We start from the raw sequence: 24,142 nt of genomic DNA, 5'->3' as shown, positions 1-24,142 counted from the left end.
GAAAAGATATTTCAGCTGTTTTTTTCTTTCTCTTGCGAATAACTTAAGAGAGGAGAAAATATGGAAGCAATTATCGAGAAAATAAAAGAGTATAAAATCATTGTCATCTGTGCTTGTTTGGGTTTGGCCTTGGGCGGATTTTTCCTACTAAAGCCAACTTCACAAACATCTGTGAAAGAAACAAACTTGCAGGCTGAAGTTGCAGCTGTTTCAAAGGATTCATCATCTGAAAAGGAAATCAAGAAGGAAGAAAAGGATGAGTCTGCTGAACAAGATCTAATCACAGTAGATGTCAAAGGTGCTGTTAAATCGCCAGGAATTTATGATTTACCAGTAGGGAGTCGTGTTCATGATGCCGTTCAGAAGGCAGGTGGCTTGACAGATGAGGCAGATAGCAAGTCGCTCAATCTAGCACAGAAAGTCAGTGACGAGGCTCTTGTCTATGTTCCAACTAAGGGAGAAGAAGCAGCTAGTCAGCAGGCTGCCTCTGGAACGACTCCTTCGACAAGTAAAGAAAAGAAAGTCAACCTCAATAAAGCTAGTCTGGAAGAACTAAAGCAGGTCAAAGGCTTGGGAGGAAAACGAGCCCAGGATATTATCGACCATCGTGAGGCAAATGGCAAATTCAAGTCGGTTGATGAATTAAAGAAGGTCTCTGGTATTGGCGCTAAGACCATAGAAAAGCTAAAAGATTATGTCACAGCGGATTAAGAATTTCCCTATCCCCTTAATCTATCTGAGTTTTCTGTTACTCTGGCTTTACTTTGTCATTTTAGGAGCGTCCTATCTCGCACTGCTAGGTTTTGTTTTTTTGCTGGTCTGCCTCTTTTTCCAATTTCCTTGGAAATCGGCTGGTAAAGTTCTAGCGATTTGTGGAGTTTTTGGAATTTGGTTTTTGTTTCAAAACTGGCAACAGACACAAGCTAGTCAGAACCTAGTGGATTCTGTTGAAAGGGTACGGATTTTACCAGATACCATCAAAGTCAATGGAGACAGTCTGTCCTTTCGGGGCAAGGCTGAGGGCCGCACCTTCCAAGTTTATTATAAACTCCAGTCCGAGGAAGAGAAAGAGCTCTTTCAGGCCTTAACAGACCTTCACGAGATAGAGCTAGAAGGAAAACTTTCTGAGCCTGAAGGGCAGAGAAATTTTGGTGGATTTGACTACCGAGCCTATCTGAAGACTCAGGGAATTTACCAGACACTGACTATCAAGAGCATCCAGTCACTTAAACAGGTTAGCAGTTGGGATATAGGTGAAAATTTGTCGGCTTTACGTCGAAAGGCTGTAGTTTGGATCAAGGCGCACTTTCCAGACCCTATGCGCAACTATATGACGGGGCTCTTGCTGGGACATTTGGACACGGACTTTGAGGAGATGAATGAACTCTATTCCAGTCTTGGAATTATCCATCTCTTTGCCTTGTCGGGTATGCAGGTGGGCTTCTTTATGGAGGCCTTTAAGAAACTCCTCTTGCGATTGGGCTTGACTCAAGAGAAGTTGAAGTGGCTAACTTATCCATTTTCTCTTATCTATGCAGGTCTGACAGGATTTTCAGCATCTGTCATTCGCAGTCTCTTACAAAAGTTACTGGCCCAACATGGTGTTAAAGGTTTGGATAATTTTGCCTTGACGATCCTTGTCCTCTTTATCATCATGCCCAACTTTTTCTTGACAGCTGGAGGGGTCTTGTCCTGCGCTTATGCTTTTATCTTGACTATGACTAGCAAAGAAGGCGATGGGATCAAGGCTGTTGCCAGAGAAAGTCTGGTCATTTCTTTGGGAATATTGCCTATTCTATCCTTCTATTTTGCAGAATTTCAGCCTTGGTCTATCCTTTTGACCTTTGTCTTTTCCTTTCTGTTTGATGTGGTCTTCTTGCCGCTTTTGTCCATCTTATTCATTCTGTCTTTTATTTACTCAGTCACTCAGTTTAACTTTGTTTTTGAGTGGTTGGAGAACATCATTCGCTTGGTATCGCAGCTGGCAAGTAGGCCCCTGGTCCTTGGTCAACCCACCACATGGCTTTTGATTCTCCTCTTAGTTTCATTAGCCTTGCTATATGATATGAGGAAAAACATTAAAAGACTAGCAGGATTCAGTCTCTTTATTGTGGGGCTCTTTTTCTTGACCAAGCATCCACTGGAAAATGAAATCACCATGCTGGATGTGGGGCAAGGTGAAAGTATTTTCCTACGGGATGTGACTGGGAAAACTATTCTCATAGATGTAGGTGGTAAGGCAGAATCTGATAAGAAAATCGAGGCTTGGCAAGAAAAGTCGACGACCAGCAATGCCCAGCGTACCTTGATTCCCTATCTAAAAAGTCGAGGAGTAGACAAGATTGACCAGCTGATTTTGACCAATACAGACAAGGAGCATGTTGGCGATTTGCTGGAGGTGACCAAGGCTTTCCATGTGGGGGAGATTTTAGTATCAAAAGGAAGTCTGACACAGAAGGAATTTGTAGCGGAACTAGAAGCAAGTCAAAACAAGGTACGTAGTGTGACAGCTGGGGAGTATTTCCCGATTTTTGGCAGTTACTTAGAAGTTCTATCTCCAAGGCAGATTCGAGATGGGAATCGTGATGATTCTCTGGTTCTTTATGGAAAACTTTTGGATAAGCACTTTTTCTTTACTGGAAATTTGAAAGAGAAGGGAGAGAAGGACTTGATGAAGCATTATCCTGACCTAGAGGTGGATGTCTTGAAAGCAGGCCAACATGGTGCTAAAACCTCATCAAATCCAGTTTTCCTAGAACAGCTCAAACCAGCGATTACTCTCATTTCAGTCGGAAAGAGCAATCGTACGAAACTCCCCCATCAGGAAACCTTGACACGAATGGAAAGTATCAAGAGTAAGATTTACCGAACTGACCAGCAAGGGGCTATCCGCTTTAAAGGATGGAATAGTTGGAGAATTGAAACGGTTCGATAAAATAGACAAACTTTTCGAAAAATTGACTTTTTATCTTGACAAGGGATAGAAAACTTGGTATCATATAAAAGTTGAGAAAAGCAGAAGTGAGAGCTTCTCGCCTTGTGACATCAAGTTGCCTGGCCCTACGGATGAAAAGTTTCTAAGAAACGCTATCATAACGTGCGGGCTTGTATTATTACGAGTCCGCTATTGTTTTTCTCTAATAATAAAAAAGAGGTGAAAACCATAGCAAAGCAAGACTTATTCATCAATGATGAAATTCGTGTACGTGAAGTTCGCTTGATCGGTCTTGAGGGAGAACAGCTAGGCATCAAGCCACTCAGTGAAGCGCAAGCATTGGCTGATAGTGCAAATGTTGACTTAGTATTGATTCAACCCCAAGCAAAACCGCCTGTTGCTAAAATTATGGACTACGGTAAGTTCAAATTCGAGTACCAGAAAAAGCAAAAAGAACAACGTAAAAAACAAAGTGTTGTTACTGTGAAAGAAGTTCGTCTGAGTCCAACTATTGACAAGGGTGACTTTGACACAAAACTTCGCAATGCACGCAAGTTCCTTGAAAAAGGAAATAAAGTTAAGGTATCCATTCGCTTTAAAGGGCGTATGATCACCCATAAAGAGATTGGTGCAAAAGTTTTAGCCGAGTTTGCTGAAGCAACACAAGATATTGCGATCATCGAACAACGAGCTAAGATGGATGGACGCCAAATGTTCATGCAGTTGGCGCCAGCAACTGACAAAAAATAATTGTCAGAAAGTTAAATAAAGGAGAAAAAATCATGCCAAAACAAAAAACACACCGCGCATCAGCTAAACGTTTCAAACGTACAGGTTCTGGTGGACTTAAACGTTTCCGTGCTTACACTTCTCACCGTTTCCACGGAAAAACTAAGAAACAACGTCGTCATCTTCGTAAAGCATCTATGGTGCATTCAGGAGATTTCAAACGTATCAAAGCAATGCTTACTCGCTTGAAATAATAGCCTAACAGTAAGTAAACAATTCTAGGAAATATTTGGAGGAAATAAAACATGGCACGTGTTAAAGGTGGCGTTGTATCACGCAAACGTCGTAAACGTATTCTTAAATTAGCAAAAGGTTACTATGGAGCTAAACACATCTTGTTCCGTACTGCAAAAGAACAAGTAATGAACTCTTACTACTATGCATACCGTGACCGTCGTCAGAAAAAACGTGACTTCCGTAAATTGTGGATCACTCGTATCAATGCGGCAGCTCGTTTGAACGGACTTTCATACTCACAATTGATGCATGGTTTGAAATTGGCTGAAATCGAAGTTAACCGTAAAATGCTTGCTGACTTGGCTGTTAACGATGCAGCAGCTTTCACAGCTCTTGCAGATGCAGCTAAAGCAAAACTTGGTAAATAATGACAACTGTTTCATTCTTACTCTCGTGGTTTTTACCGCAAGAGTAGGATGAAACTTTTTTATTTACCATAAATGATTTTCTATTTTAGAGAGTAAATAACAGATTTTTTCAAAGAAAATAGGATATTTCTTGTATAATAGGAATATCTAAAAAGATTTGGAGTTAGAAGAAGATGATAGTAGGTATTGATTTAGGGACGACTAATTCTTTAGTAGGGGTATACCAAGATGGCCAGGTCAAGCTGATTCCCAATGCTTTTGGTGAGTATTTGACTCCTTCTGTTGTGACTTTAGATGAGAATGATGAGATTATTGTTGGAAAAATTGCCAAGGAACGCTTGGTGACCCACCCAGATAAGACGGTTTCTCAGTTCAAGCGTTTTATGGGGACTAAGCATGAGTTGACGTTAGGAAATCGAGCATATAAGGCTGAAGAATTGAGCTCTTTTATCATTCGAAAGTTGGTAGACGATGCAGAGACCTATCTTGGAGAAAAGGTCGAGGAAGTGATTGTCAGTGTTCCAGCCTATTTCAATGATGCTCAACGCTATGCGACCAAACTAGCAGGGAAATTTGCAGGCGTTCAGATTGATCGGATTATCAATGAACCTTCCGCAGCGGCTCTTGCTAAAAGATCTATGGTAAACCAAGAAGATCAATCTTTTATTGTAGTCGATTTTGGTGGGGGTACGCTAGATATCTCAGTTGTTGAGTTGTTTGATAATATTGTTGAAATCGTGTCGATTGCAGGGGACAATCGTTTGGGAGGAGAGGATTTTACTGCAGCAATTGCTGAGGAATTTTTAGTCTCCAATAAATTAACCAAGGATACGATTTCCCGTGAATTTTATGGCAAAATTCTGGTACAGGCTGAAAAGACTAAACTAGAACTCAATGAGAAAGAAGAAGTGAAGATGACAGTTCTGGACCAAGAACAGGAATACACTTTAGACTTGAGCTACCAGCGTTTTTATGAGCTTTGTCAACCTCTGCTAGCCCGTGTTAAGGCCGTTTTGGACCGTGCCTTGATGGATGCACGCTATAGCTATGTATCATCAGATAACTTTGTTCTTGTTGGGGGGACTTCGAAACTCCGCTTGGTTCAGGACTTTTTATCCTACTGTATCAATCAAGTGGTGCAGGTTTCGGATGATCCTGATCGGATGATTGCGAGAGGTTGTGCCCTTCTAGCAGGAATCAAAGAACGCCAGGGTGAGATTCGAGATTTGTTGCTGTCTGATATTTGTCCTTTTACACTGGGGATTGAGATAGTTGGAGACCGTTTTTCACCGATTATTGAGCGAAATTCTACCCTACCTGCTTCACGCATTGAGCAGTACTACACGGCTGAATTGGGACAGAGCCAAGTCAAGATAAAGGTCTATCAAGGTGAGATGATGAAGGCATCACAAAACCTGTTTCTAGGAGAATTAGAAGTTCCCGTCCCTGTTAATACTAGAGAAAATGAAAGTTTCACAGTTCGTTTTACCTATGATTTAAATGGGATTTTGGATGTCGAAGTGAAAATTGATTCAACACAGGAAGTCTTTAGCAATGTTATTCTCCAAGATAGTGTTACTCTGACAGAAAAGGAAATCAAGGCTAAGCAAGCAGAGTTGACTCGCTATAAGATTAATGCTCAAGAAACAGAGGTTTATCGTTTCTTGATTGAAAAAGCGAATCGCGTGTACAGTATGCTCTTGGGGAGAAGAAGAGATGAGCTAATGGCTGAAACTAGACGATTTGAAGAAGAGGTCAGTCAAGCATCTGTGTATCATTTGCCAAAACTTTATCAATCATTTTCAAACTATTTAGACTTCCTAGAGCGAGGACTGTAAAAGAGGAGACCTTATGAATATATGGGAAACTTTAGGGATAGAGCCAACGACTGACGTCAAGCTTATTAGAAGGCGTTATGCTGAACTGGTTCGGCTCTATCACCCAGAAGACCAACCAGAAATTTACCAAGAAATTGTTGAAGCTTATCAAAAAGCCTTGACTTATGTGAGATCTAGAAATACAAAACCAGAAAATAGTCTAAGAAAAGCGAGTGACTCTCAAGAAGCTGCTGAACTTGAAGAAGAGGCGAATGAAAAGCCTAACTCTAGTCTCCACTTTGAAAACTTGACTGAAGAAACGAATACTGAGAACGAAGAGTCTGAAAGATCTAGTCTTGATTTCAGTGATTATCAGCAATCGACTGATAAATTCAGCGATTCCTTTAACTTTGAAACCTTTAAAGCAGAAGAGGATAAGCAAAAGTCCACCCTTGACTTTAGTGACTATGATGAGGAAGTTCAGCTAAATGGAGATTCTGAAGAAAGAGCTACGAATACCCTCAACTTTGAAACGTTTGGTGACGAAGAGAACCAAGGGCAAGAAGGAACAACAAGGTCTACTCTTGACTTTAGTGGTTATAATGAAGGAACCTATCTGATCCAAAATGCGATTGAAAGTATTGTTGGAAACGACGGGTATAACCAAGAGGAACAAGAGCATCTATGGCGTCAGTTCTTTCATCAGTATCAGTATGATATGGACATTGTTCAATCCGTTTTAGAGGAAATGGATGTTTATATTTTTAACAAACCGGAGCAATTCTCTATCCTCATCCCCTTGCTGGAAGATTATATACCTGACTTTAAGTACTGGGGCTATTACTATAAGCTGAAGTATTGGAAAGTTAAAAGAGCTATAGCAGAAGAGGAAGGCAGTTCGCTTGAAAGCGCACATGAAGCCACTGAAGAATTCTATTATTCTTATCAACTTTGCCAAGAAATTCTTCAAGATTCTAACCAAGCAAATCAATTGAGCTCTTGGATAGAGTTTTTCAAGCACCCCTGTCTGAGCTTTATGGTCTTGGATCAAGTAAATCAAAATCGTCAGATAATCAAGAGTGTGCCCGTTTTGACCTATATCCTGGAAAAAAACCGACAAGTCATATTTGAAGAGGATTATCCACTCTTGAATGACTTGGCTGATTACTTAGAGGAAGTAAAAGAGGAGCTGGGAGAAAACGTTGACTTTAGTCATTACACTCTAGATAATCCGGATGAAGTTGAGGCAGCCTTTTATGAGTTGCTCCATGCTCACTATGAAGACGAGTACAAACTGTTACGTGATTGGCAATACCTTTTTGAATCAGTCAAAGATCACACGCTCCTACTTGATTTGTTAGAAAAGGTGGACGTCTATCCTTTAACCAATGCGAAAGTGTTAGCCCTTGTTTTCCAATTTGTGGAGCGTTACAGTGATGAGGAATCAAATCCTTACCTGAAAAAACTTCATTTCTGGAAGAGTATCCATTCCTATCCTTCAGTGGTAGAGGAGTATGCACTTAACAAAAAAGAAAATTTTGATTACTGGTACAATGAAGGTTATCTTTATATAGATAAGCTCACTAAGAACGATGAAGATATCAATGATTGGGAAAAGTGGAGAAGCTACTTTAAAGGAAGACCACGTATTCTAACGATTTTACTTCAACAGATCTATAAGGAGTACCATCGGTTTACAGACGGCGAGCTCCTGAGATATGTTTTATCTCCTTTTCCTACTTCTAAAATGGCTCCCCAAATGATGACGGAGGAGACAGACCAGAAACTAGAAGAGATGACAGTTTATGCTTATGAACTTAGTCATCCAAAGGCCAAGCTCTCTTATTTGGATTGGAAAAAAAGACAGGTCTTTAAAAATAAGTTTCTTCAGATTTTCTCTGGTCTCTTTACGATTGTAAGTTTGCTACTCAGTATTATAGAGCGACCGGGTTATAATTCATGGGTTCATGCGGGTATGTTTTCTCTCTTTTACGTCTATATGCTAAAATTAAGGAAAACACCGATTGAGGAAGGAGTGACTGCTAGGGGGGAAAAACGGAAATTCTACTACAGCCCCCATCCATGGTTCCTACTAATCTTGCTATTGACCCTCGTCATTCCATCCTTACCTTTTGGTCTCATTGGTGCCCTTATGTTTATTACATTTTTCAGCTTCATCGATGGTTTCCAAGTGAGTCAAGGACTGAAGTGGGATTATTCTTTGGATAAGCTGATTCCTATCGGTATCTTTCTTTCTGCTGGTTTTCTTTCTGCTTTGGTAAATCGAAGCCAGACTATTTCAGGAGTTGCAATAGCTTACTTCCATATTTTTGCAATCCTTGTGATTTGCTTATCTTTTACAAGATTTAGTCCTGGATTTCCACCATCTCTGAAGAAAATTTTCATACCAGCAATCTTGGGAATCTTACTCTTTCAAACGTTGCCCTACATTCACATCCGTTTAGACATCTTTGATCCAACTATTCTACGAAATGAAACACTGGCTATAACTGTTATCCTCTTGTTAAATGGAGTTGCCTTGTCTTATTTTACAAAGGATCAAGGCTTCATGATTGGTGTGAAGAAGGTCTTTATGATTTATGGATTGCAGATCTTTATTTTCCTAAGAAGACTGTTCCGAATCCTATTCGCACCAAATTCAGTTTTCTATAATAAATATTTTTACAGAGACTTACTAATCATGAACAGCGAATTTGCTTTCTACTTCCTCGAGGGACTTTTTGTCCTGATCATGCTTTTCCTTATTCGCAATATACGCAAGGAAAATCGTAAAAGTTCTGCTTAGAATGAAAGCTTAGAGAAGAGGACTCTAGTTCAAGTTTCTAGTAAATTTTCCTGAATAAAGGTATAATAGAACTATTCAAATGAAAGAGGTAATGAAAATGGCTTCAAAAATGCTACACACTTGCTTACGAGTAGAAAACCTTGAAAAATCAATCGCATTCTATCAAGATGCTTTTGGTTTTAAAGAATTGCGTCGCAGGGATTTTCCAGATCATGCTTTCACCATTGTCTATCTAGGACTTGATGGTGATGACTACGAGTTGGAATTGACCTATAACTATGATCACGGCCCTTATGTGGTTGGAGATGGGTTTGCCCATATCGCCCTCAGTACACCTGATCTTGAGGCGCTTCATCAAGAACATAGCGAGAAGGGCTATGAGGTGACAGCGCCTAACGGACTTCCAGGAACTCAACCAAACTATTACTTTGTCAAAGATCCTGACGGTTACAAGGTCGAAGTCATTCGTGAAAAATAATCCAGTAAAGTCAAGTAGAATGTTCGTTTTCTACTTGACTTTTTTTCTCTGAAAGAGTATACTAATACAAATTTAACCTTTAAGGGGAGTCCAGAGAGACTCACAAGGTGTCAGATAAAAGGGATAGGGGACTCTCTGTGGAGACTTTTTAAGTGTGCGCATGAGTTCTAGCCTAACCCAACTGAGGCCTTGCACTAGCAAGGTCTTTTCTTTATCTGGTCCCCTTAAATTTAAGGAGGAAAATCATGAATCCCACATGTAAGAAGCGTTTGGGTGCCATTCGTTTGGAAACTATGAAGGTGGTTGCACAGGAGGAAATTGCGCCAGCAATCTTTGAATTAGTCTTAGAAGGAGAAATGGTTGAAGCGATGCGAGCAGGTCAATTTCTACATTTGCGTGTGCCTGATGATGCCCATCTCTTGCGTCGTCCTATTTCAATCTCATCTATTGACAAGGCTAAGAAGCAGTGTCGACTCATTTATCGGATTGAGGGTGCAGGGACCGCTATTTTTTCAACATTAAGTCAGGGTGATACACTTGATGTGATGGGACCTCAGGGGAACGGTTTTGACTTGTCTGACCTGGACGACCCGAGCCAAGTTCTCCTTGTTGGTGGGGGTATTGGTGTTCCACCCTTGCTTGAGGTGGCCAAGGAATTGTATGCGCGTGGGGTGAAAGTAGTGACAGTCCTCGGTTTTGCCAACAAGGATGCTGTTATTCTCGAAACAGAATTAACCCAGTATGGTCAGGTTTTTGTAACGACAGATGATGGTTCTTATGGCATTAAGGGAAATGTGTCAGTCGTCATCAATGATTTAGACAGTCAATTTGATGCTGTTTACTCCTGTGGGGCTCCTGGAATGATGAAGTATATCAATCAAAGATTTTATGATCACCCAAGAGCCTACCTATCTCTGGAATCTCGTATGGCTTGTGGGATGGGAGCTTGCTATGCCTGTGTCCTAAAAGTGCCAGATAGTGAGACTATTAGCCAACGCGTCTGTGAAGATGGCCCTGTTTTCCGCACAGGAACAGTTGTATTATAAGGAGAAAGTCATGACTAGAAATCGTTTACAAGTTTCTCTACCGGGCTTGGACTTGAAAAATCCTATCATACCAGCATCAGGCTGTTTTGGTTTTGGTCAAGAGTATGCTAAGTACTATGATTTAGACCTTTTAGGCTCCATTATGATCAAGGCGACGACACTTGACCCCCGTTTTGGCAATCCTACTCCCAGGGTTGCAGAGACACCTGCTGGTATGCTCAACGCAATCGGCTTGCAAAATCCTGGTTTAGAAGCTGTTTTAGCTGAAAAACTACCTTGGCTGGAAAGAGAGTATCCTACGCTTCCCATCATCGCAAATGTTGCAGGCTTTTCAAAACAAGAGTACGCTGCCGTTTCTCAGGGGATTTCCAAGGCAGCCAATGTAAAAGCTATCGAGCTCAATATCTCTTGTCCGAATGTGGATCATGGTAATCATGGTTTTTTGATTGGGCAAGATCCTGATCTAGCTTATGAAGTGGTAAAGGCAGCTGTGGAAGCCTCTGATGTGCCAGTTTATGTCAAGTTAACCCCTAGTGTAACGGATGTTGTCACCATCGCCAAAGCCGCAGAAGATGCAGGAGCAAGTGGCTTAACCATGATCAATACTCTAGTCGGTATGCGCTTTGACCTCAAAACAAGAAAACCAATCCTAGCCAATGGAACAGGTGGAATGTCTGGACCAGCAGTCTTTCCAGTAGCCCTCAAACTCATCCGACAAGTAGCCCAAACAACAGACCTGCCCATCATTGGAATGGGGGGAGTGGATTCGGCTGAAGCAGCGCTAGAAATGTATCTGGCTGGTGCCTCTGCCATTGGGGTTGGAACAGCTAACTTTACCAATCCATATGCCTGTCCTGATATTATTGAAAATTTACCAAAAGTCATGGATAAATACGGCATTAGCAGTTTGGAAGAATTACGCAAGGAAGTCAAAGCCAGTCTGAGATAAGCTAGGTCTTCCTTATCGTCAACAAGAAATAGAATCTTCATCAATTTGTAATATTTCCGTCGATTAACTATGTTACAATAGGGATTAGAAAACGTTATTGGAGCATTTAAATGAAACGATGGAAAGTGGCCCTAGTAAGTGCTGGCTTATTGGGGTGTTTTTTTACTGTAGTGGAGACAGCAAAAGCAGAAGAGGGAACTTGGCAAGGAAAGACCTACCTCAAAGCAGACGGGAAACCAGCAACCAACCAATGGATCTATGACCAAACGCAACAGGCCTGGTTTTATTTAACAGCTGATGGAAACCGTGCTGAGAACGGTTGGTTGACTGTTGGTGATAAGGATTACTATTTTAACGAAGCTGGAAAATTAGCTACGAAAACGTGGGTTGGCCAGTACTATGTGACTGGAAGTGGTACTAAAGCCAAGGAACAGTGGGTATTTAATCAGGAACAAGAATCCTGGTATTATCTCAAGTCTGATGGTCAGAAAGCTCAAAAAGAATGGATTCAACAAGGTCAGGAAAAATATTACCTTAAAGCAGACGGGAAAATGGCCAAAGATGAGTGGATCACTCAAGGGGAGAACCAGTACTACATCAATTCACAAGGTAAAATGCTGAAAAATGCTTGGCTTGGTAAGAACTATATATCAGAAAATGGTCATAAGGTTAAACAAGCCTGGATTTATGATGACAACTATAGCAGTTGGTTCTACCTTCAACAAGACGGTACTTATGCTGAAAATAGGTGGTTAACTATAGATGGGAAGGACTACCATTTTAAATCAGGCGGTTATCTTTCTACTGAGCGTTGGATTGATCGCTTCTATGTTGCGAAGAGTGGAGCTAAATTGAAATCGGAATGGCTCTTTGATAAGAATTATGATGCTTGGTTTTACTTGAAATCTGATGGTAGCTATGCCGAAAAAGGCTGGGAAACGATTAAAGAAAAAGATTACCATTTCAAATCAGGCGGCTATCTTTCTACCGAGCGCTGGATTGACCGCTTCTATGTTGCTAAAAGTGGAGCCAAACTGAAATCGGAATGGCTCTTTGACAAGAATTATAACTCTTGGTTTTACTTGAAAGCTGACGGAACCTATGCTGAAAAAGGTTGGCAAACCATCAAAGGCAAGGATTACCATTTCAAATCAGGCGGCTACCTCTCTACGGAAACTTGGATTGACCGCAGTTATGTGACGAGCAGTGGTGCAAAAGCTGGCAAAGGGTGGCTCTTTGACAAGAATTATAACTCTTGGTTCTATATTAACTCTGATGGAAATTATGCCAATAAAGAATGGCTCTGGGATAATGGTTACTACTATCTCAAATCTGGTGGTTATATGGCTGCGAGTGAGTGGGTATGGTACAAGAACAATTGGTTCTACCTCAAGTCAAATGGAAAGATGGCTGAGAAAGAATTAATCTACGATTCATCCGACCAATCATGGTATTACCTTAAATCAGGCGGTTATATGGCAAAAAATGAAACTGTGGATGGTCATACCTTGGATGCTTCTGGTAGATGGCATGTTGCGGATAAAACCAAATATTACAAAGTTAAACCAATCACTGCCTATGTCTATAGTGCATCTGGAGAAATCTTGAGTTACATTAACCAAGGAAGCATTGTCTCACTGGATAGCTCGACTCGAAAAGGTGGCCGACTTGCAGTTTCGATTTCTGGCTTATCTGGCTATATGAATCAAAGTGATTTGACTGCAGTGGATGAAGGAAGCGAGTTTATCCCTCATTATACTAGTGATGGGAAATTCCTCTACCATGAACTCTCTCCTTATACGAGTATCAAAGTAGCTCCACACACTTCTGCTATGGTTATTGGTAAGAAGTACTACTCAACTGATGGAGAGCATTTTGATGGCTTTACCATTAAAAATCCTTTCCTCTATAAAAACTTGAGAGAGCCAAGTAATTATAGTGCAGCTGAATTGGATAAACTGTATTCGATGATGAACTTGCAGGATAGTCCTCTTGCAGGTAAAGGAGCGACTTTCAAAGAAGCTGAGGAACGCTATGGCGTCAATGCCCTTTACTTGATGGCACATAGTGCTCTTGAAAGTGCGTGGGGACGCAGTCAAATTGCCAGAGATAAGAACAACTTCTTTGGTATTGCTGCTTATGATACTAGCCCATATCTCTCAGCCAAGAGCTTTGATAATGTGGACAAAGGAATTCTCGGAGCGGCCAAGTGGATCCGTGAGAATTACATCGACTATGGTAGAGACCATCTTGGAAACAAGGCAACCGGAATGAATGTTCGCTATGCTTCTGATCCATACTGGGGTGAGAAGATAGCCAGCATCATGATGACCATCAATAGCAAACTTGGTGGGAAAGACTAATCAAAAGAAATCAACGGTAACTACTGAAAAGTGGTTATCGTTTTTGTATATCTGGCAATAAGTTGATTCTATAGCTTTTTACACTTGAAATATTTAAAACAATATATTAAAATATAGAGGAGGTTATTTATAAATTGAGGAGTTTAAAATGAAGAAATCAATGATTGTTGGGCTTATTACTTTTATTGCTTTAGGTTTGGCAACAGGATACTATTTCTTATCCTATGCGCCTCATCAAGCTGCTGTAACTAAGTTTGAAGATGTAGTAAAGGATTTAAATGAAAAGAATAAAGAAGTTGAAGATCAAATAGCTGAGGCTGAAAAGGTTATTGAGAATAATGAAGAACCTCTTGATTCTAAGACATTGGAAGAATTGAAATCAACTATAAAGGATAGCAAAGATTCACTTCGTAAAGAACCAGAAATGGAGAAAGCGACTGCTAAGATTGAGAAGCAAATTGAAGAATTAAGTCAACCATTAGATTATAGTGAAACAAAAAAGAATTTGTCTGAAAAATTGACTCACTATCAAAATAGCATTCTTCAATTAAAACAAATTACAAATCCTTCTAGTTCTTTTATTGAAGAAAGACTTAAAGAAATAGAATCAATTACTGGAGTACAATCTGTTACGGAGGATAATGACCCTAATAAAAAATTAAATAAACAAGGAGGATATACAGCGTCTGTATATTTTGTTGACAAGCAAGTGACTGAATCTGTAGAAGGCTCGGATATTGTTCATAAAGGCAATGATGTTGGAGGAAATATAGAGGTTTATAAGACAAAAGAAGATGCAGAAAAGCGCAATACTTATATTAGTGCTTTTGATGGAACTGCTTTAAATCCAGGATCCCACTATGTTTATGGAACCATATTAATTCGCACTTCGCACCATTTAACAGGAGCACAACAGAAAGAACTGACTGAGAAAATCTACAATAAATTAATTGAACTGAAATAATTAAAGAATTGGATAGCTATTTGTTTTATTGAACTAAGATACAGTCAAAAAGCCGTTGGAAAACGGTTTTTTGTTATAATTAATTGAAGAATGTAGAATTAAAGGAGAACATCATGACTTTTGAAGAAATCCTGCCTGGATTAAAAGCTAAGAAAAAATATGTACGCGCTGGTTGGGGAGGGGCTGAAAACTATGTCCAACTCTTTGACACTATCGAACAAAACGGGGTTGCACTTGAAGTGACGCCTTATTTTCTCATCAACGTGTCTGGAGATGGCGAAGGCTTTTCCATGTGGAGCCCGACACCTTGTGATGTTTTAGCGACGGATTGGGTAGAAGTGCATGACTAGACGTGTATTGATTACAGGTGTAAGTTCAGGGATTGGTCTGGCTCAAGCTCGACTCTTTTTAGAGAAGGGTTATCAAGTTTATGGAGTTGACCAAGGTGAAAATCCACTCTTACAGGGTGATTTCCACTTTTTACAGAGAGATTTGACCTTGGACTTGGAGCCAATTTTTGACTGGTGTCCTTATGTGGATGTTTTGTGCAATACTGCAGGAGTTTTGGATGCTTACAAACCCTTATTGGAACAATCAGCGCAGGAAATTCAAGAGATTTTTGAAATCAACTACGTGACTCCTGTTGAGTTGACTCGGCATTATTTGACACAAATGTTGGAAAATAAAAAAGGAATCATCATCAATATGTGTTCGATTGCTTCAAGTCTAGCTGGCGGAGGTGGTCACGCCTATACCTCGTCTAAGCACGCCTTAGCTGGCTTTACCAAGCAGTTGGCTCTAGACTATGCTGAGACTGGTATTCAGGTCTTTGGGATTGCTCCAGGGGCAGTCAAGACAGCTATGACCGCTGCGGACTTTGAACCAGGTGGATTGGCGAACTGGGTGGCTAGTGAAACTCCCATCAAACGCTGGATTGAGCCAGAGGAAGTAGCAGAGATTAGCCTTTTCTTAGCAAGTGGAAAAGCGAGCGCCATGCAAGGACAAATCTTGACAATAGATGGTGGCTGGTCTTTGAAGTAGGAGGAGTTGGATGGAAATCAAAAAACACTTTGGAGTCTATGCTGTTTGCTTTGAAAATGGGAAGTTACTCTGCATTGAAAAAACGAGAGGCCCTTATCAACATCGTTATGATCTACCTGGTGGTAGTCAGCAACTTGGTGAAGGATTGACGGAAACTCTGATTAGAGAAGTGATGGAAGAGACAGAATTTACTGTTAGAAGCTACTCAAATCCTCGAATCTACGATGTTTTCGTCAGGGAAGAGTTGAAAAATTTTATGGTTCACCATATCATGGCATTTTATGATATAGTACTCGATTTTGAACACTCCCAAAATTCAATTCCTCAGGAGGTTCTTGATGGAAGTAATGATTCAGCAAATGCACTTTGGTTGAATTTGGAAGAAATTACTACAGAAAATGCATCACCATTAGTCTTGAAGGTCAAAGCAGAGTTATTGGGATTTCCAGAGTTGGACAAGACCTTGTATATGAATTGGAAGGTGAATGATGAAAAATCAACTTGTCCTTAGTGGAGAACAAATTGTTGAAAAAGTTTATCCTCAGTTATTGCACCACGTCGGTATGATTCGTGGAGAATAATTACTTAGAGAGCTTAATCAAAACATCCTATTAGTAAGTTGTCAGCAATTTGTAAAAGATTATCTAGATACCATTTGCTCCTTGTACTCAGATGAAGAGGTTTGGTATCGTTTTTCAGAGTTAACAAATACAGAAGCTAATTGTTTAGAGGGGACTAAAGAGCATTTTGATGAAAATCATCCCTTGTTTGGATATAGAGGGATAAGGCGTTTGCTGGCGTGTCCGAATGAATTTCAGGCTGAGGCACATGTCGTTACAGAAGTTTATCAAACAAATCCCAATCTGTCTGTTATTTTTCCTTTTGTCAATAATTCTGAGCAGTTAAAGCAAGCTATTAGAGTATTGCGTGAGCATGGTTTTACTGGAAAAGTCGGCACAATGATTGAATTGCCGTCAGCTTATTTTGACTTGGACAGGATACTGGAAACGGGTATTTCAAAGATTATAGTTGGAATGAATGATTTGACTTCTTTTGTTTTTGCGACTGTGAGAAACAGTCAATGGCATGATATGGAAAGTCCAATAATGTTAGATATGCTAAGAGATATGCAGGATAAAGCAAGGATAAAAAAGATTGACTTTGCTGTAGCAGGCTATCTGAATGCTTCTTTCATACAAAAAATGAATCAGATGGGTATCAAGTGTATTATCCACTACAGTTCTATCCCAGAGATTTTTGATTTAGAGATTGATTATCCAGACCACCTCAAACGTGTAAAAGAAGTAAGTAAAAAATTACAAAGGAGCAACCCATGACACCGCAAGAAATGTGGAATGCGTATAAGCAAATTAACCCCTCGATTGGAGATGAGATAGATGCCTGGGCTTTTGGAGTGGAAGCCGATCTCTTGGCAGATTTGGTTTTAAAAGGCGAAAAGACAGCAACCGCCTCAGCCTACGACCTCTACGCAATAGAGGACGAACCTCTTCCGCGAGAAGGTACCTTCGATGTCATTTTAGACAGTCAAAATCAGGCTGTCTGCATTGTCGAAATTACCAAGGTTTCCGTTCAGACTTTTCATCAAGTTTCTGCTGACCATGCCTACAATGAAGGTGAGGGGGATAAATCTTTGGACTATTGGCGCCAGGTCCATGAAGACTGTTTCACCGAGTGGCTGAGAGAGGCAGGACTGACTTTTACACCTGACAGCAAGGTCGTTCTAGAAGAATTTCGCAAGGTCTACCCACTGTAGACTGTAGAAGGAAGAAAGTTTTGGAAATTACCGTCCAATCCTTTTTTCTAAAGCAAAACATGATATAATAAGTTTGTTTGAAGAAGAGTAAAACTCTTAAACTTAGAATAGGAGAAAACTATGCAAGCTGTTGAACATTTTATTACCCAATTTGTTCCTGAACACTATGATTTATTTTTAGACTTGAGTCGTGAGACCAAGACCTTTTCTGGGAAGGTGACCATCACTGGTCAAGCGCAGAGTGACCGTATTTCCCTCCACCAAAAAGACTTGGAAATCGCTTCTGTAGAAGTTGCAGGTCAAGCTCGTCCATTTACAGTTGACCATGACAATGAAGCCCTTCATATCGAATTGGCTGAGGCTGGTCAAGTTGAATTGGTCATCGCCTTTTTAGGAAAAATCACAGACAATATGACAGGGATTTACCCTTCTTACTACACAGTTGATGGTATCAAGAAGGAAGTCTTGTCTACTCAGTTTGAAAGCCATTTTGCGCGTGAAGCCTTCCCATGTGTGGATGAGCCTGAAGCCAAGGCTACTTTTGACCTCGCCCTTCGTTTTGACCAGGCAGAAGGTGAAGTGGCCTTGTCAAACATGCCAGAAATTGATGTGGAAAAACGCAAGGAATCAGGCATCTGGAAGTTTGCGACAACACCTCGCATGTCTTCTTACTTATTAGCTTTTGTTGCAGGTGATTTGCAAGGGGTAACGGCTAAAACTAAAAACGGTACCCTCGTAGGTGTTTACTCAACCAAAGCCCATCCACTATCTAACCTTGATTTCTCATTAGACATCGCTGTTCGCTCAATCGAGTTTTACGAAGATTACTATGGAGTTAAGTACCCAATTCCTCAATCACTTCACATCGCCCTGCCTGACTTCTCAGCTGGTGCTATGGAAAACTGGGGTCTTGTGACCTACCGTGAAGTTTACTTGGTTGTAGATGAGAACTCAACCTTTGCTAGCCGTCAACAAGTTGCCCTAGTTGTAGCACATGAGTTGGCCCACCAATGGTTTGGGAACCTCGTGACTATGAAATGGTGGGATGACCTTTGGCTTAATGAAAGCTTCGCTAACATGATGGAATACGTCTGTGTGGATGCCATCGAGCCAAGTTGGAATATCTTTGAAGACTTCCAAACAGGCGGTGTTCCAGCGGCGCTTAAACGCGATGCGACGGATGGCGTTCAGTCTGTTCACGTTGAAGTTAAACACCCAGACGAAATCAATACCCTCTTTGATGGAGCTATCGTCTATGCTAAAGGAAGCCGTCTCATGCATATGCTTCGCCGTTGGCTCGGTGATGCTGATTTCGCTAAAGGCTTGCATGCTTACTTTGAAAAGCACCAGTACAGCAACACCATTGGTCGTGACCTTTGGAATGCCCTTGGTCAGGCATCAGGACGAGATGTTGCAGCTTTCATGGATTCTTGGTTGGAGCAACCTGGTTATCCAGTTCTCACTGTCAAAGTTGAAAATGATGTCTTGAAGATTTCACAAAAACAATTCTTTATCGGTGAGCACGAAGACAAGAACCGTCTCTGGGTTGTACCACTGAACAGCAACTGGAAGGGCTTGCCAGATACACTTGAAACTGAAAGTATCGAAATTCCTGGCTACGCCGCTCTTCTTGCTGAAAATGAAGGAGCTCTTCGTCTCAACACTGAAAATACTGCCCACTATATTACCGACTATCAAGGAGACTTGTTAGAAGCTGTTCTTGCTGAGTTAGAGACACTTGATAACACAAGCAAACTGCAAATCGTTCAAGAACGTCGTTTGTTGGCTGAAGCAGGGCACATTTCTTATGCAGACTTGCTCCCAGTCCTTGATAAACTTGCTAAGGAAGAGTCTTACCTTGTGGTTTCAGCTGTTTCTCAAGTGATTTCTGCCCTTGAGCGCTTTATCGATGAAGGAACAGAGACTGAGAAAGCCTTTAATACACTCGTTGCTAAATTAGCTCGTCATAACTATGACCGTCTTGGTTTTGAAGCCAAAGACGGAGAATCAGATGAGGATGAATTGGTTCGTCAGTTGGCCGTTTCTATGATGATTCGCTCCAATGATGCAGAAGCTAGTCAAGTCGCTAGCCAAATCTTTGCAGCTCACAAGGAGAACCTTGCAGGACTTCCAGCAGCCATCCGTGCACAAGTTCTTATCAATGAAATGAAACACTATGAGACCAAGGACTTGGTCGCAACTTATCTGGACCTCTACACTCATGCGACGGATGCGGTCTTCAAACGCCAGTTGGCAGCTGCTCTAGCCTACAGTACAGATGCTGACAATATCCAAACCTTGATTCGTTCATGGAAGGACAAATTTGTGGTGAAACCACAAGACCTTTCTTCATGGTACCTCCAATTCCTCGGACACCAAACAACTCAAGAAACTGTTTGGGTATGGGCGCGTGAAAACTGGGATTGGATCAAGGCAGCTCTTGGTGGGGATATGAGCTTTGATAGCTTTGTCATCTTCCCATCACACATCTTTAAAACAGAAGAACGCTTGGCTGAGTATAAGGAATTCTTTGAACCGCAACTTTCTGACCTAGCTCTTAGCCGTAATATCCGCATGGGGATCAAGGATATCGCAGCGCGTGTTGACTTGATTAAGCGTGAGAAAGCAGCAGTCGAAGCTGTTGTAGCCCAATATGGCAAGGCTTAATTCGTTCAAAATGTAAACAAAAACTCAACTTTCTATCTTAAAAGAAGAGAGAGTTGAGTTTTTTTTAAGGCAATTTTGGTATAATAATCATAACAAGGAGGAGTTTCTGATGATAAAAATCTTATTAGTAGAAGACGACCTAGGCCTGTCAAACTCAGTATTTGACTTTTTGGATGATTTTGCAGATGTCATGCAGGTTTTTGATGGAGAAGAAGGTCTTTACGAAGCTGAAAGTGGCGTCTATGACTTGATTTTGCTTGACCTGATGTTGCCTGAAAAAAATGGCTTCCAAGTTCTGAAAGAATTGCGTGAAAAAGGAATCACGACACCAGTCCTTATCATGACTGCCAAAGAGAGTTTGGATGACAAGGGACACGGTTTTGAGCTTGGAGCGGATGACTACCTCACCAAACCTTTCTACCTTGAAGAACTCAAAATGCGGATCCAAGCCCTTCTCAAACGTTCAGGTAAGTTTAACGAAAACACCTTGACCTATGGAGATATTGTCGTTAACCTTTCAACGAATGAAGTGAAGGTGGAAGATACTCCTGTGGAACTACTCGGAAAAGAGTTTGAGTTATTGGTTTATTTCCTTCAAAATCAAAATGTTATTCTTCCTAAGACGCAAATTTTTGACCGTCTATGGGGATTTGATAGCGATACGACGATTTCCGTTGTAGAAGTCTATGTCTCAAAAGTTCGTAAGAAATTGAAGGGAACAGCCTTTGCTGAAAATCTTCAAACCTTGCGTAGTGTCGGGTATATTTTAAAAGATGTTCAATAAACTAAAAAAAACATGGTATGCGGATGATTTCAGCTATTTCATTCGAAACTTTGGAGTGTTCACCCTGATCTTCTCTGCTATGACCTTGATTATCCTCCAGGTCATGCACTCGAGTCTCTATACTTCTGTAGATGAAAAACTCCAAGCCCTTAGTAGCAGTCCCCAAGCGGTTATCCAGTTAGCCTTGAATCGGGCGACTGAAGAGGTCAAGGATATTCAACCAGCAACAGCGGATGCCAACAAGGCTGAAATCAAGCCCAATGTCAGCTCCAATACGGAAGTCTTGCTCTTTGACAAGGATTTTAACCAACTCTTATTGGGGAATCGCTTTTTAGGTTTGGACAAGATCAAGCTGGACAAAAAGGAGTTGAATCACATTCGCCAAATCCAAGTTGTCAATAGCTACGGTCAGGAAGAAACCTATCGGATGATTTTGATGGAAACCAACTCTTCCTCGGTATCAAGTAACGTCAAGTATGCGGCGGTTTTAATCAATACCAGCCAGCTCGAGCAAATCAGCCAAAATCACGAGCATTTAATTGTTGTAGTCATGGCTAGTTTCTGGCTCCTGTCTTTAATTGCCAGTGTTTACCTAGCACGTGTCAGTGTCAAACCCTTGCTGGAAAGTATGCAAAAGCAGAAGTCCTTTGTTGAAAATGCAAGTCACGAACTGAGAACGCCTTTGGCCGTTTTACAAAATCGTTTAGAAAATCTCTTTCGAAAACCAGAGGCAACGATTATGGAATCCAGCGAAAGTATCGCTTCGAGTCTTGAAGAAGTTCGCAACATGCGCTTCCTTACGACCAATCTTCTCAACCTTGCACGTCGAGATGATGGAATCAAACCAGAAATAGCAGAAGTATCACCACAGTTCTTTAAGACGACTTTTGCTAACTATGAGTTGATTGCTTCTGAAAATGATCGTATTTTTGAGTATGAAAATCGGATTTATCGTCCCTTCATGACCGATCAGTTGCTCCTAAAACAGCTCATGACCATCTTATTTGACAATGCCATCAAGTATACTGAAGAAGATGGGAAAATTGAGTTTGTAGTTCATGCTACAGATCGCCACCTCTATCTAACAGTAACGGATAACGGAATTGGAATCTCAGCTGCTGACAAGAAGAAAATCTTTGACCGATTTTACCGTGTGGACAAGGCGAGAACCCGTCAGAAAGGTGGCTTTGGTCTTGGACTATCTTTAGCCAAGCAGATCGTAGATGCATTAAGAGGAACGATTAGCGTAAAAGATAACAAACCTAGAGGAACAATTTTTGAAGTTAAGATCGCTATTCAATCGCCTTCAAAACGTAAGAATAAATAAAAAAGACAGTTAGATAACTGTCTTTTTTTGATAACTAGAAAAGAGGTTGGTAGGAGTACCAACCTTTATTTTGAAAATTTTCGTTTGATTATCTTTCTTTGAAGTTGTAAAAGGGCGAAACTAAGACCCATTGCAGCGATAAAGGATAAAGCTGTGTTCAATTTTAAGGCTAAAAAGATAAAACTAAACAGTGCCATAAAAATACAGAAACAAGCGATATTTACAAAAAATAAAATCTCTTTTAGGTTAGGGCCGACTGGGGCTTCAGGTGTGTAATCTTGGTAAAGCGGAGTTTGATTCGATTCGGGAGCTTGTTCAAACTCATAAGCTTCTAGTTTTCTTGCGGACATGATTCTCTCCTTAACAGTACATAACTATTTTATCATTTTTTATGCAGAGAATTATTACAGAATTGTTACAAAACTACTAAAGTCTCTTATCAACTTCTAAGTCGCTCTCTTGACACCTACAAGGGAAAATGATAGCATGGATGTTACACTTAAAACAGATGACCTGACCTTCTCTATTATAAATATACTAAGAAAGGAAAGGATAACTTATATAAATTGATAGCAAGCTGAGGCTTTTTCCTAAGATGATTTGTTAAGTTGCTACCTGGATACTTTTGAAGAGTGTTGGTAGGAGTTGTTTTGAATGGATGATAAGACAGAGATTCTGTCTATTGGACTGGGTGGCATTCTTGCTACCTCTGGGAAAAGTAAAAGGAGATAAGCATGTATCTTGCTATCAAAGAGATATTGCGAAACAAACTTCGATATAGTTTGATCTTAACGACCATTTTTCTTATCGCTTTTATGGTCTTTTTTATGACTAGTCTAGCTCTCGGTCTTGTGCGAAACAACCGAGCAGCTATTGATAATTGGCAAGCGACGGGGGTGGTTTTATCTGACTACGCAAATGATAATTTGACGGCATCCTTTATTCCTGAAAAGGACTACAAGGATAAGAGTTCTGAAGAGGCTGCTCCATTGGGCTATATGTTCGCTGTAACCAATCTAGTCGATGGTAGTGAAAAGGTCAATGTTTCCATTTTTGCTCAAGACTGGGACGCATTTATCTCTCCAAGTTTGACGGAGGGGCGTTATCCTGAAGGAGATGATGAGGTTGTCGTGGATCAGTCTTTTGAGAACTATGGGATGAAGCTAGGTGATGCCATTCAGCTCAATGGAAGCGAAGAGAGTTACAAGATCGTAGGCTTGACTCAAGGAAATAAATTTTTCACTGAGCCTGTTGTCTTTACGAGTCTGACGACTTATTGGACCTTACAAGGAACCTTGAAAGCCAATCGTTCCATCTCTGCCTTGGTATTGAAAAATGATATAGAAGTGGCTGGCGATGGACTGAAACAGATTTCCATTCCAAAAATGATTTCGAAAATTCCTGGTTACACACCTCAGGTGAATGTATTTTCAGGAATGATTCTTGCTATGATTGTCATCACAGGCTTGATTGTGGGTATTTTTGTTTATATCATTACCATCCAAAAACTAGGCCTTTATGGAATAATGCGAGCTCAGGGAATACAGATCAAAACCATTGTATGGTCTCTGTTCTGTCAAATCTTCCTTTTGTCTGGTATGGGGATTGCTTTAGCCTTGCTGGCAATCGGAGGAGTGATTTTAGTCTTACCAGCTACCTTCTTTTTCTATCCAAGTTGGATAGCCTACTCTGTCCTAAGCTTGGTAATTTCCTTGATGGCCCTTCTAGGTGGTGTCATTTCACTTCCACGCTTACTAAAGGTGGACCCGATTACTGCAATTGCAGAATGATAAGGAG

Annotated in this window: 21 protein-coding genes, 1 pseudogene and 1 other annotated feature; of the genes and pseudogenes, 21 read left to right on the top strand and 1 reads right to left on the bottom strand. The window is 40.7% G+C overall.

The window, feature by feature from the left end:
• The first annotated feature begins 60 nt into the window (after positions 1 to 60).
• The 20 genes and pseudogenes from DG474_RS06020 (at position 61) to DG474_RS05925 (ending at position 22,345) form a co-directional block, all read left to right on the top strand.
• Positions 61 to 711, top strand: a complete 651-nt coding sequence (locus tag DG474_RS06020; RefSeq protein ID WP_125397719.1) for a helix-hairpin-helix domain-containing protein — start codon at positions 61 to 63, stop codon at positions 709 to 711.
• Positions 695 to 2,935, top strand: coding sequence for a DNA internalization-related competence protein ComEC/Rec2 (locus DG474_RS06015; protein ID WP_200371573.1), 2,241 nt, complete (start codon positions 695 to 697; stop codon positions 2,933 to 2,935). The genes DG474_RS06020 and DG474_RS06015 overlap by 17 nt, the downstream gene beginning before the upstream one ends.
• 72 nt (positions 2,936 to 3,007) lie before the next feature.
• Positions 3,008 to 3,139 (top strand) — a sequence feature (ribosomal protein L20 leader region).
• 15 nt (positions 3,140 to 3,154) lie between these two features.
• The gene (infC, locus tag DG474_RS06010) at positions 3,155 to 3,685 is read left to right on the top strand and encodes a translation initiation factor IF-3 (protein WP_000848184.1); all 531 of its coding nucleotides are present in this window, start codon (positions 3,155 to 3,157) and stop codon (positions 3,683 to 3,685) included.
• A 32-nt stretch (positions 3,686 to 3,717) separates the two neighbouring features.
• Positions 3,718 to 3,918 (top strand): 50S ribosomal protein L35, encoded by a 201-nt coding sequence (gene rpmI, locus DG474_RS06005; RefSeq protein ID WP_001125942.1) that lies wholly within the window; start codon positions 3,718 to 3,720, stop codon positions 3,916 to 3,918.
• Between the two features lie 51 nt (positions 3,919 to 3,969).
• On the top strand, positions 3,970 to 4,329 hold the full coding sequence (rplT, locus tag DG474_RS06000) for a 50S ribosomal protein L20 (RefSeq protein ID WP_000124830.1): 360 nt from the start codon (positions 3,970 to 3,972) through the stop codon (positions 4,327 to 4,329).
• Positions 4,330 to 4,502: 173 nt separating this feature from the next.
• Positions 4,503 to 6,167: a molecular chaperone HscC gene (locus tag DG474_RS05995; protein ID WP_255777667.1), complete on the top strand. Its 1,665-nt coding sequence runs from the start codon at positions 4,503 to 4,505 to the stop codon at positions 6,165 to 6,167.
• 13 nt (positions 6,168 to 6,180) lie between these two features.
• On the top strand, positions 6,181 to 8,952 hold the full coding sequence (locus DG474_RS05990; protein ID WP_255777666.1) for a J domain-containing protein: 2,772 nt from the start codon (positions 6,181 to 6,183) through the stop codon (positions 8,950 to 8,952).
• A 97-nt stretch (positions 8,953 to 9,049) separates the two neighbouring features.
• Entirely contained in the window at positions 9,050 to 9,430 is a 381-nt protein-coding gene (gene gloA / locus DG474_RS05985; RefSeq protein ID WP_255777665.1) for a lactoylglutathione lyase, read from the top strand.
• A 245-nt stretch (positions 9,431 to 9,675) separates the two neighbouring features.
• Positions 9,676 to 10,476 (top strand): dihydroorotate dehydrogenase electron transfer subunit, encoded by an 801-nt coding sequence (locus tag DG474_RS05980; RefSeq protein ID WP_255777663.1) that lies wholly within the window; start codon positions 9,676 to 9,678, stop codon positions 10,474 to 10,476.
• A complete protein-coding gene (locus tag DG474_RS05975; RefSeq protein WP_255778964.1) occupies positions 10,439 to 11,425 on the top strand; it encodes a dihydroorotate dehydrogenase in 987 nt (328 codons plus the stop codon). Before DG474_RS05980 ends, DG474_RS05975 begins: the two co-directional genes overlap by 38 nt.
• Positions 11,426 to 11,535: 110 nt before the next feature.
• Entirely contained in the window at positions 11,536 to 13,788 is a 2,253-nt protein-coding gene (locus DG474_RS05970) for a glucosaminidase domain-containing protein (RefSeq protein ID WP_255777662.1), read from the top strand.
• 148 nt (positions 13,789 to 13,936) lie between these two features.
• Complete coding sequence (locus DG474_RS05965; RefSeq protein ID WP_000749425.1) at positions 13,937 to 14,752, top strand: hypothetical protein; 816 nt, start codon at positions 13,937 to 13,939, stop codon at positions 14,750 to 14,752.
• A 113-nt stretch (positions 14,753 to 14,865) separates the two neighbouring features.
• Entirely contained in the window at positions 14,866 to 15,102 is a 237-nt protein-coding gene (locus tag DG474_RS05960; protein ID WP_255777661.1) for a DUF2829 domain-containing protein, read from the top strand.
• Positions 15,095 to 15,793, top strand: a complete 699-nt coding sequence (locus DG474_RS05955) for a 3-oxoacyl-ACP reductase (RefSeq protein ID WP_255777660.1) — start codon at positions 15,095 to 15,097, stop codon at positions 15,791 to 15,793. The genes DG474_RS05960 and DG474_RS05955 overlap by 8 nt, the downstream gene beginning before the upstream one ends.
• A 10-nt stretch (positions 15,794 to 15,803) precedes the next feature.
• Positions 15,804 to 16,304: an NUDIX hydrolase gene (locus DG474_RS05950; protein WP_255777658.1), complete on the top strand. Its 501-nt coding sequence runs from the start codon at positions 15,804 to 15,806 to the stop codon at positions 16,302 to 16,304.
• Positions 16,282 to 17,158, top strand: a pseudogene (locus DG474_RS05945) (putative PEP-binding protein). The gene DG474_RS05950 and the pseudogene DG474_RS05945 overlap by 23 nt, the downstream one beginning before the upstream one ends.
• A complete protein-coding gene (locus DG474_RS05940) occupies positions 17,127 to 17,567 on the top strand; it encodes an ASCH domain-containing protein (protein ID WP_125420935.1) in 441 nt (146 codons plus the stop codon). Before DG474_RS05945 ends, DG474_RS05940 begins: the two are co-directional and overlap by 32 nt.
• Before the next feature lie 120 nt (positions 17,568 to 17,687).
• Positions 17,688 to 20,234, top strand: a complete 2,547-nt coding sequence (locus tag DG474_RS05935) for a M1 family metallopeptidase (protein ID WP_255777657.1) — start codon at positions 17,688 to 17,690, stop codon at positions 20,232 to 20,234.
• 109 nt (positions 20,235 to 20,343) lie between these two features.
• Positions 20,344 to 21,018, top strand: coding sequence for a two-component system response regulator CiaR (gene ciaR, locus DG474_RS05930; protein ID WP_000590630.1), 675 nt, complete (start codon positions 20,344 to 20,346; stop codon positions 21,016 to 21,018).
• Positions 21,008 to 22,345 (top strand): sensor histidine kinase, encoded by a 1,338-nt coding sequence (locus tag DG474_RS05925; protein WP_042768396.1) that lies wholly within the window; start codon positions 21,008 to 21,010, stop codon positions 22,343 to 22,345. The genes ciaR and DG474_RS05925 overlap by 11 nt, the downstream gene beginning before the upstream one ends.
• 65 nt (positions 22,346 to 22,410) lie before the next feature.
• On the opposite strand, the gene DG474_RS05920 is transcribed toward DG474_RS05925, so the two are convergent.
• Complete coding sequence (locus tag DG474_RS05920; RefSeq protein ID WP_255777655.1) at positions 22,411 to 22,695, bottom strand: DUF3270 domain-containing protein; 285 nt, start codon at positions 22,693 to 22,695, stop codon at positions 22,411 to 22,413.
• A 384-nt stretch (positions 22,696 to 23,079) separates the two neighbouring features.
• Between DG474_RS05920 and DG474_RS05915 the strand changes: the two genes are divergently transcribed.
• Entirely contained in the window at positions 23,080 to 24,135 is a 1,056-nt protein-coding gene (locus DG474_RS05915; RefSeq protein WP_255777653.1) for an ABC transporter permease, read from the top strand.
• Positions 24,136 to 24,142: the final 7 nt, after the last annotated feature.

Origin of the sequence: Streptococcus oralis (genome assembly GCF_024399415.1) — a bacterium.
In the GTDB taxonomy this organism is placed as follows: Bacteria; Bacillota; Bacilli; order Lactobacillales; family Streptococcaceae; genus Streptococcus; species Streptococcus oralis_CS.
This window is presented reverse-complemented; position numbering and strand designations above follow the sequence as displayed.

Coding starts and splice junctions, on each gene's coding strand:
- DG474_RS06020 (WP_125397719.1), top strand. CDS start 61: ATGGAAGCAATTATCGAGAAAATAAAAGAGTATAAAATCATTGTCATC.
- DG474_RS06015 (WP_200371573.1), top strand. CDS start 695: ATGTCACAGCGGATTAAGAATTTCCCTATCCCCTTAATCTATCTGAGT.
- rpmI (WP_001125942.1), top strand. CDS start 3,718: ATGCCAAAACAAAAAACACACCGCGCATCAGCTAAACGTTTCAAACGT.
- rplT (WP_000124830.1), top strand. CDS start 3,970: ATGGCACGTGTTAAAGGTGGCGTTGTATCACGCAAACGTCGTAAACGT.
- DG474_RS05995 (WP_255777667.1), top strand. CDS start 4,503: ATGATAGTAGGTATTGATTTAGGGACGACTAATTCTTTAGTAGGGGTA.
- DG474_RS05990 (WP_255777666.1), top strand. CDS start 6,181: ATGAATATATGGGAAACTTTAGGGATAGAGCCAACGACTGACGTCAAG.
- gloA (WP_255777665.1), top strand. CDS start 9,050: ATGGCTTCAAAAATGCTACACACTTGCTTACGAGTAGAAAACCTTGAA.
- DG474_RS05980 (WP_255777663.1), top strand. CDS start 9,676: ATGAATCCCACATGTAAGAAGCGTTTGGGTGCCATTCGTTTGGAAACT.
- DG474_RS05975 (WP_255778964.1), top strand. CDS start 10,439: ATGGCCCTGTTTTCCGCACAGGAACAGTTGTATTATAAGGAGAAAGTC.
- DG474_RS05970 (WP_255777662.1), top strand. CDS start 11,536: ATGAAACGATGGAAAGTGGCCCTAGTAAGTGCTGGCTTATTGGGGTGT.
- DG474_RS05965 (WP_000749425.1), top strand. CDS start 13,937: ATGAAGAAATCAATGATTGTTGGGCTTATTACTTTTATTGCTTTAGGT.
- DG474_RS05960 (WP_255777661.1), top strand. CDS start 14,866: ATGACTTTTGAAGAAATCCTGCCTGGATTAAAAGCTAAGAAAAAATAT.
- DG474_RS05955 (WP_255777660.1), top strand. CDS start 15,095: ATGACTAGACGTGTATTGATTACAGGTGTAAGTTCAGGGATTGGTCTG.
- DG474_RS05950 (WP_255777658.1), top strand. CDS start 15,804: ATGGAAATCAAAAAACACTTTGGAGTCTATGCTGTTTGCTTTGAAAAT.
- DG474_RS05940 (WP_125420935.1), top strand. CDS start 17,127: ATGACACCGCAAGAAATGTGGAATGCGTATAAGCAAATTAACCCCTCG.
- DG474_RS05935 (WP_255777657.1), top strand. CDS start 17,688: ATGCAAGCTGTTGAACATTTTATTACCCAATTTGTTCCTGAACACTAT.
- ciaR (WP_000590630.1), top strand. CDS start 20,344: ATGATAAAAATCTTATTAGTAGAAGACGACCTAGGCCTGTCAAACTCA.
- DG474_RS05925 (WP_042768396.1), top strand. CDS start 21,008: ATGTTCAATAAACTAAAAAAAACATGGTATGCGGATGATTTCAGCTAT.
- DG474_RS05920 (WP_255777655.1), bottom strand. CDS start 22,695: ATGTCCGCAAGAAAACTAGAAGCTTATGAGTTTGAACAAGCTCCCGAA.
- DG474_RS05915 (WP_255777653.1), top strand. CDS start 23,080: ATGTATCTTGCTATCAAAGAGATATTGCGAAACAAACTTCGATATAGT.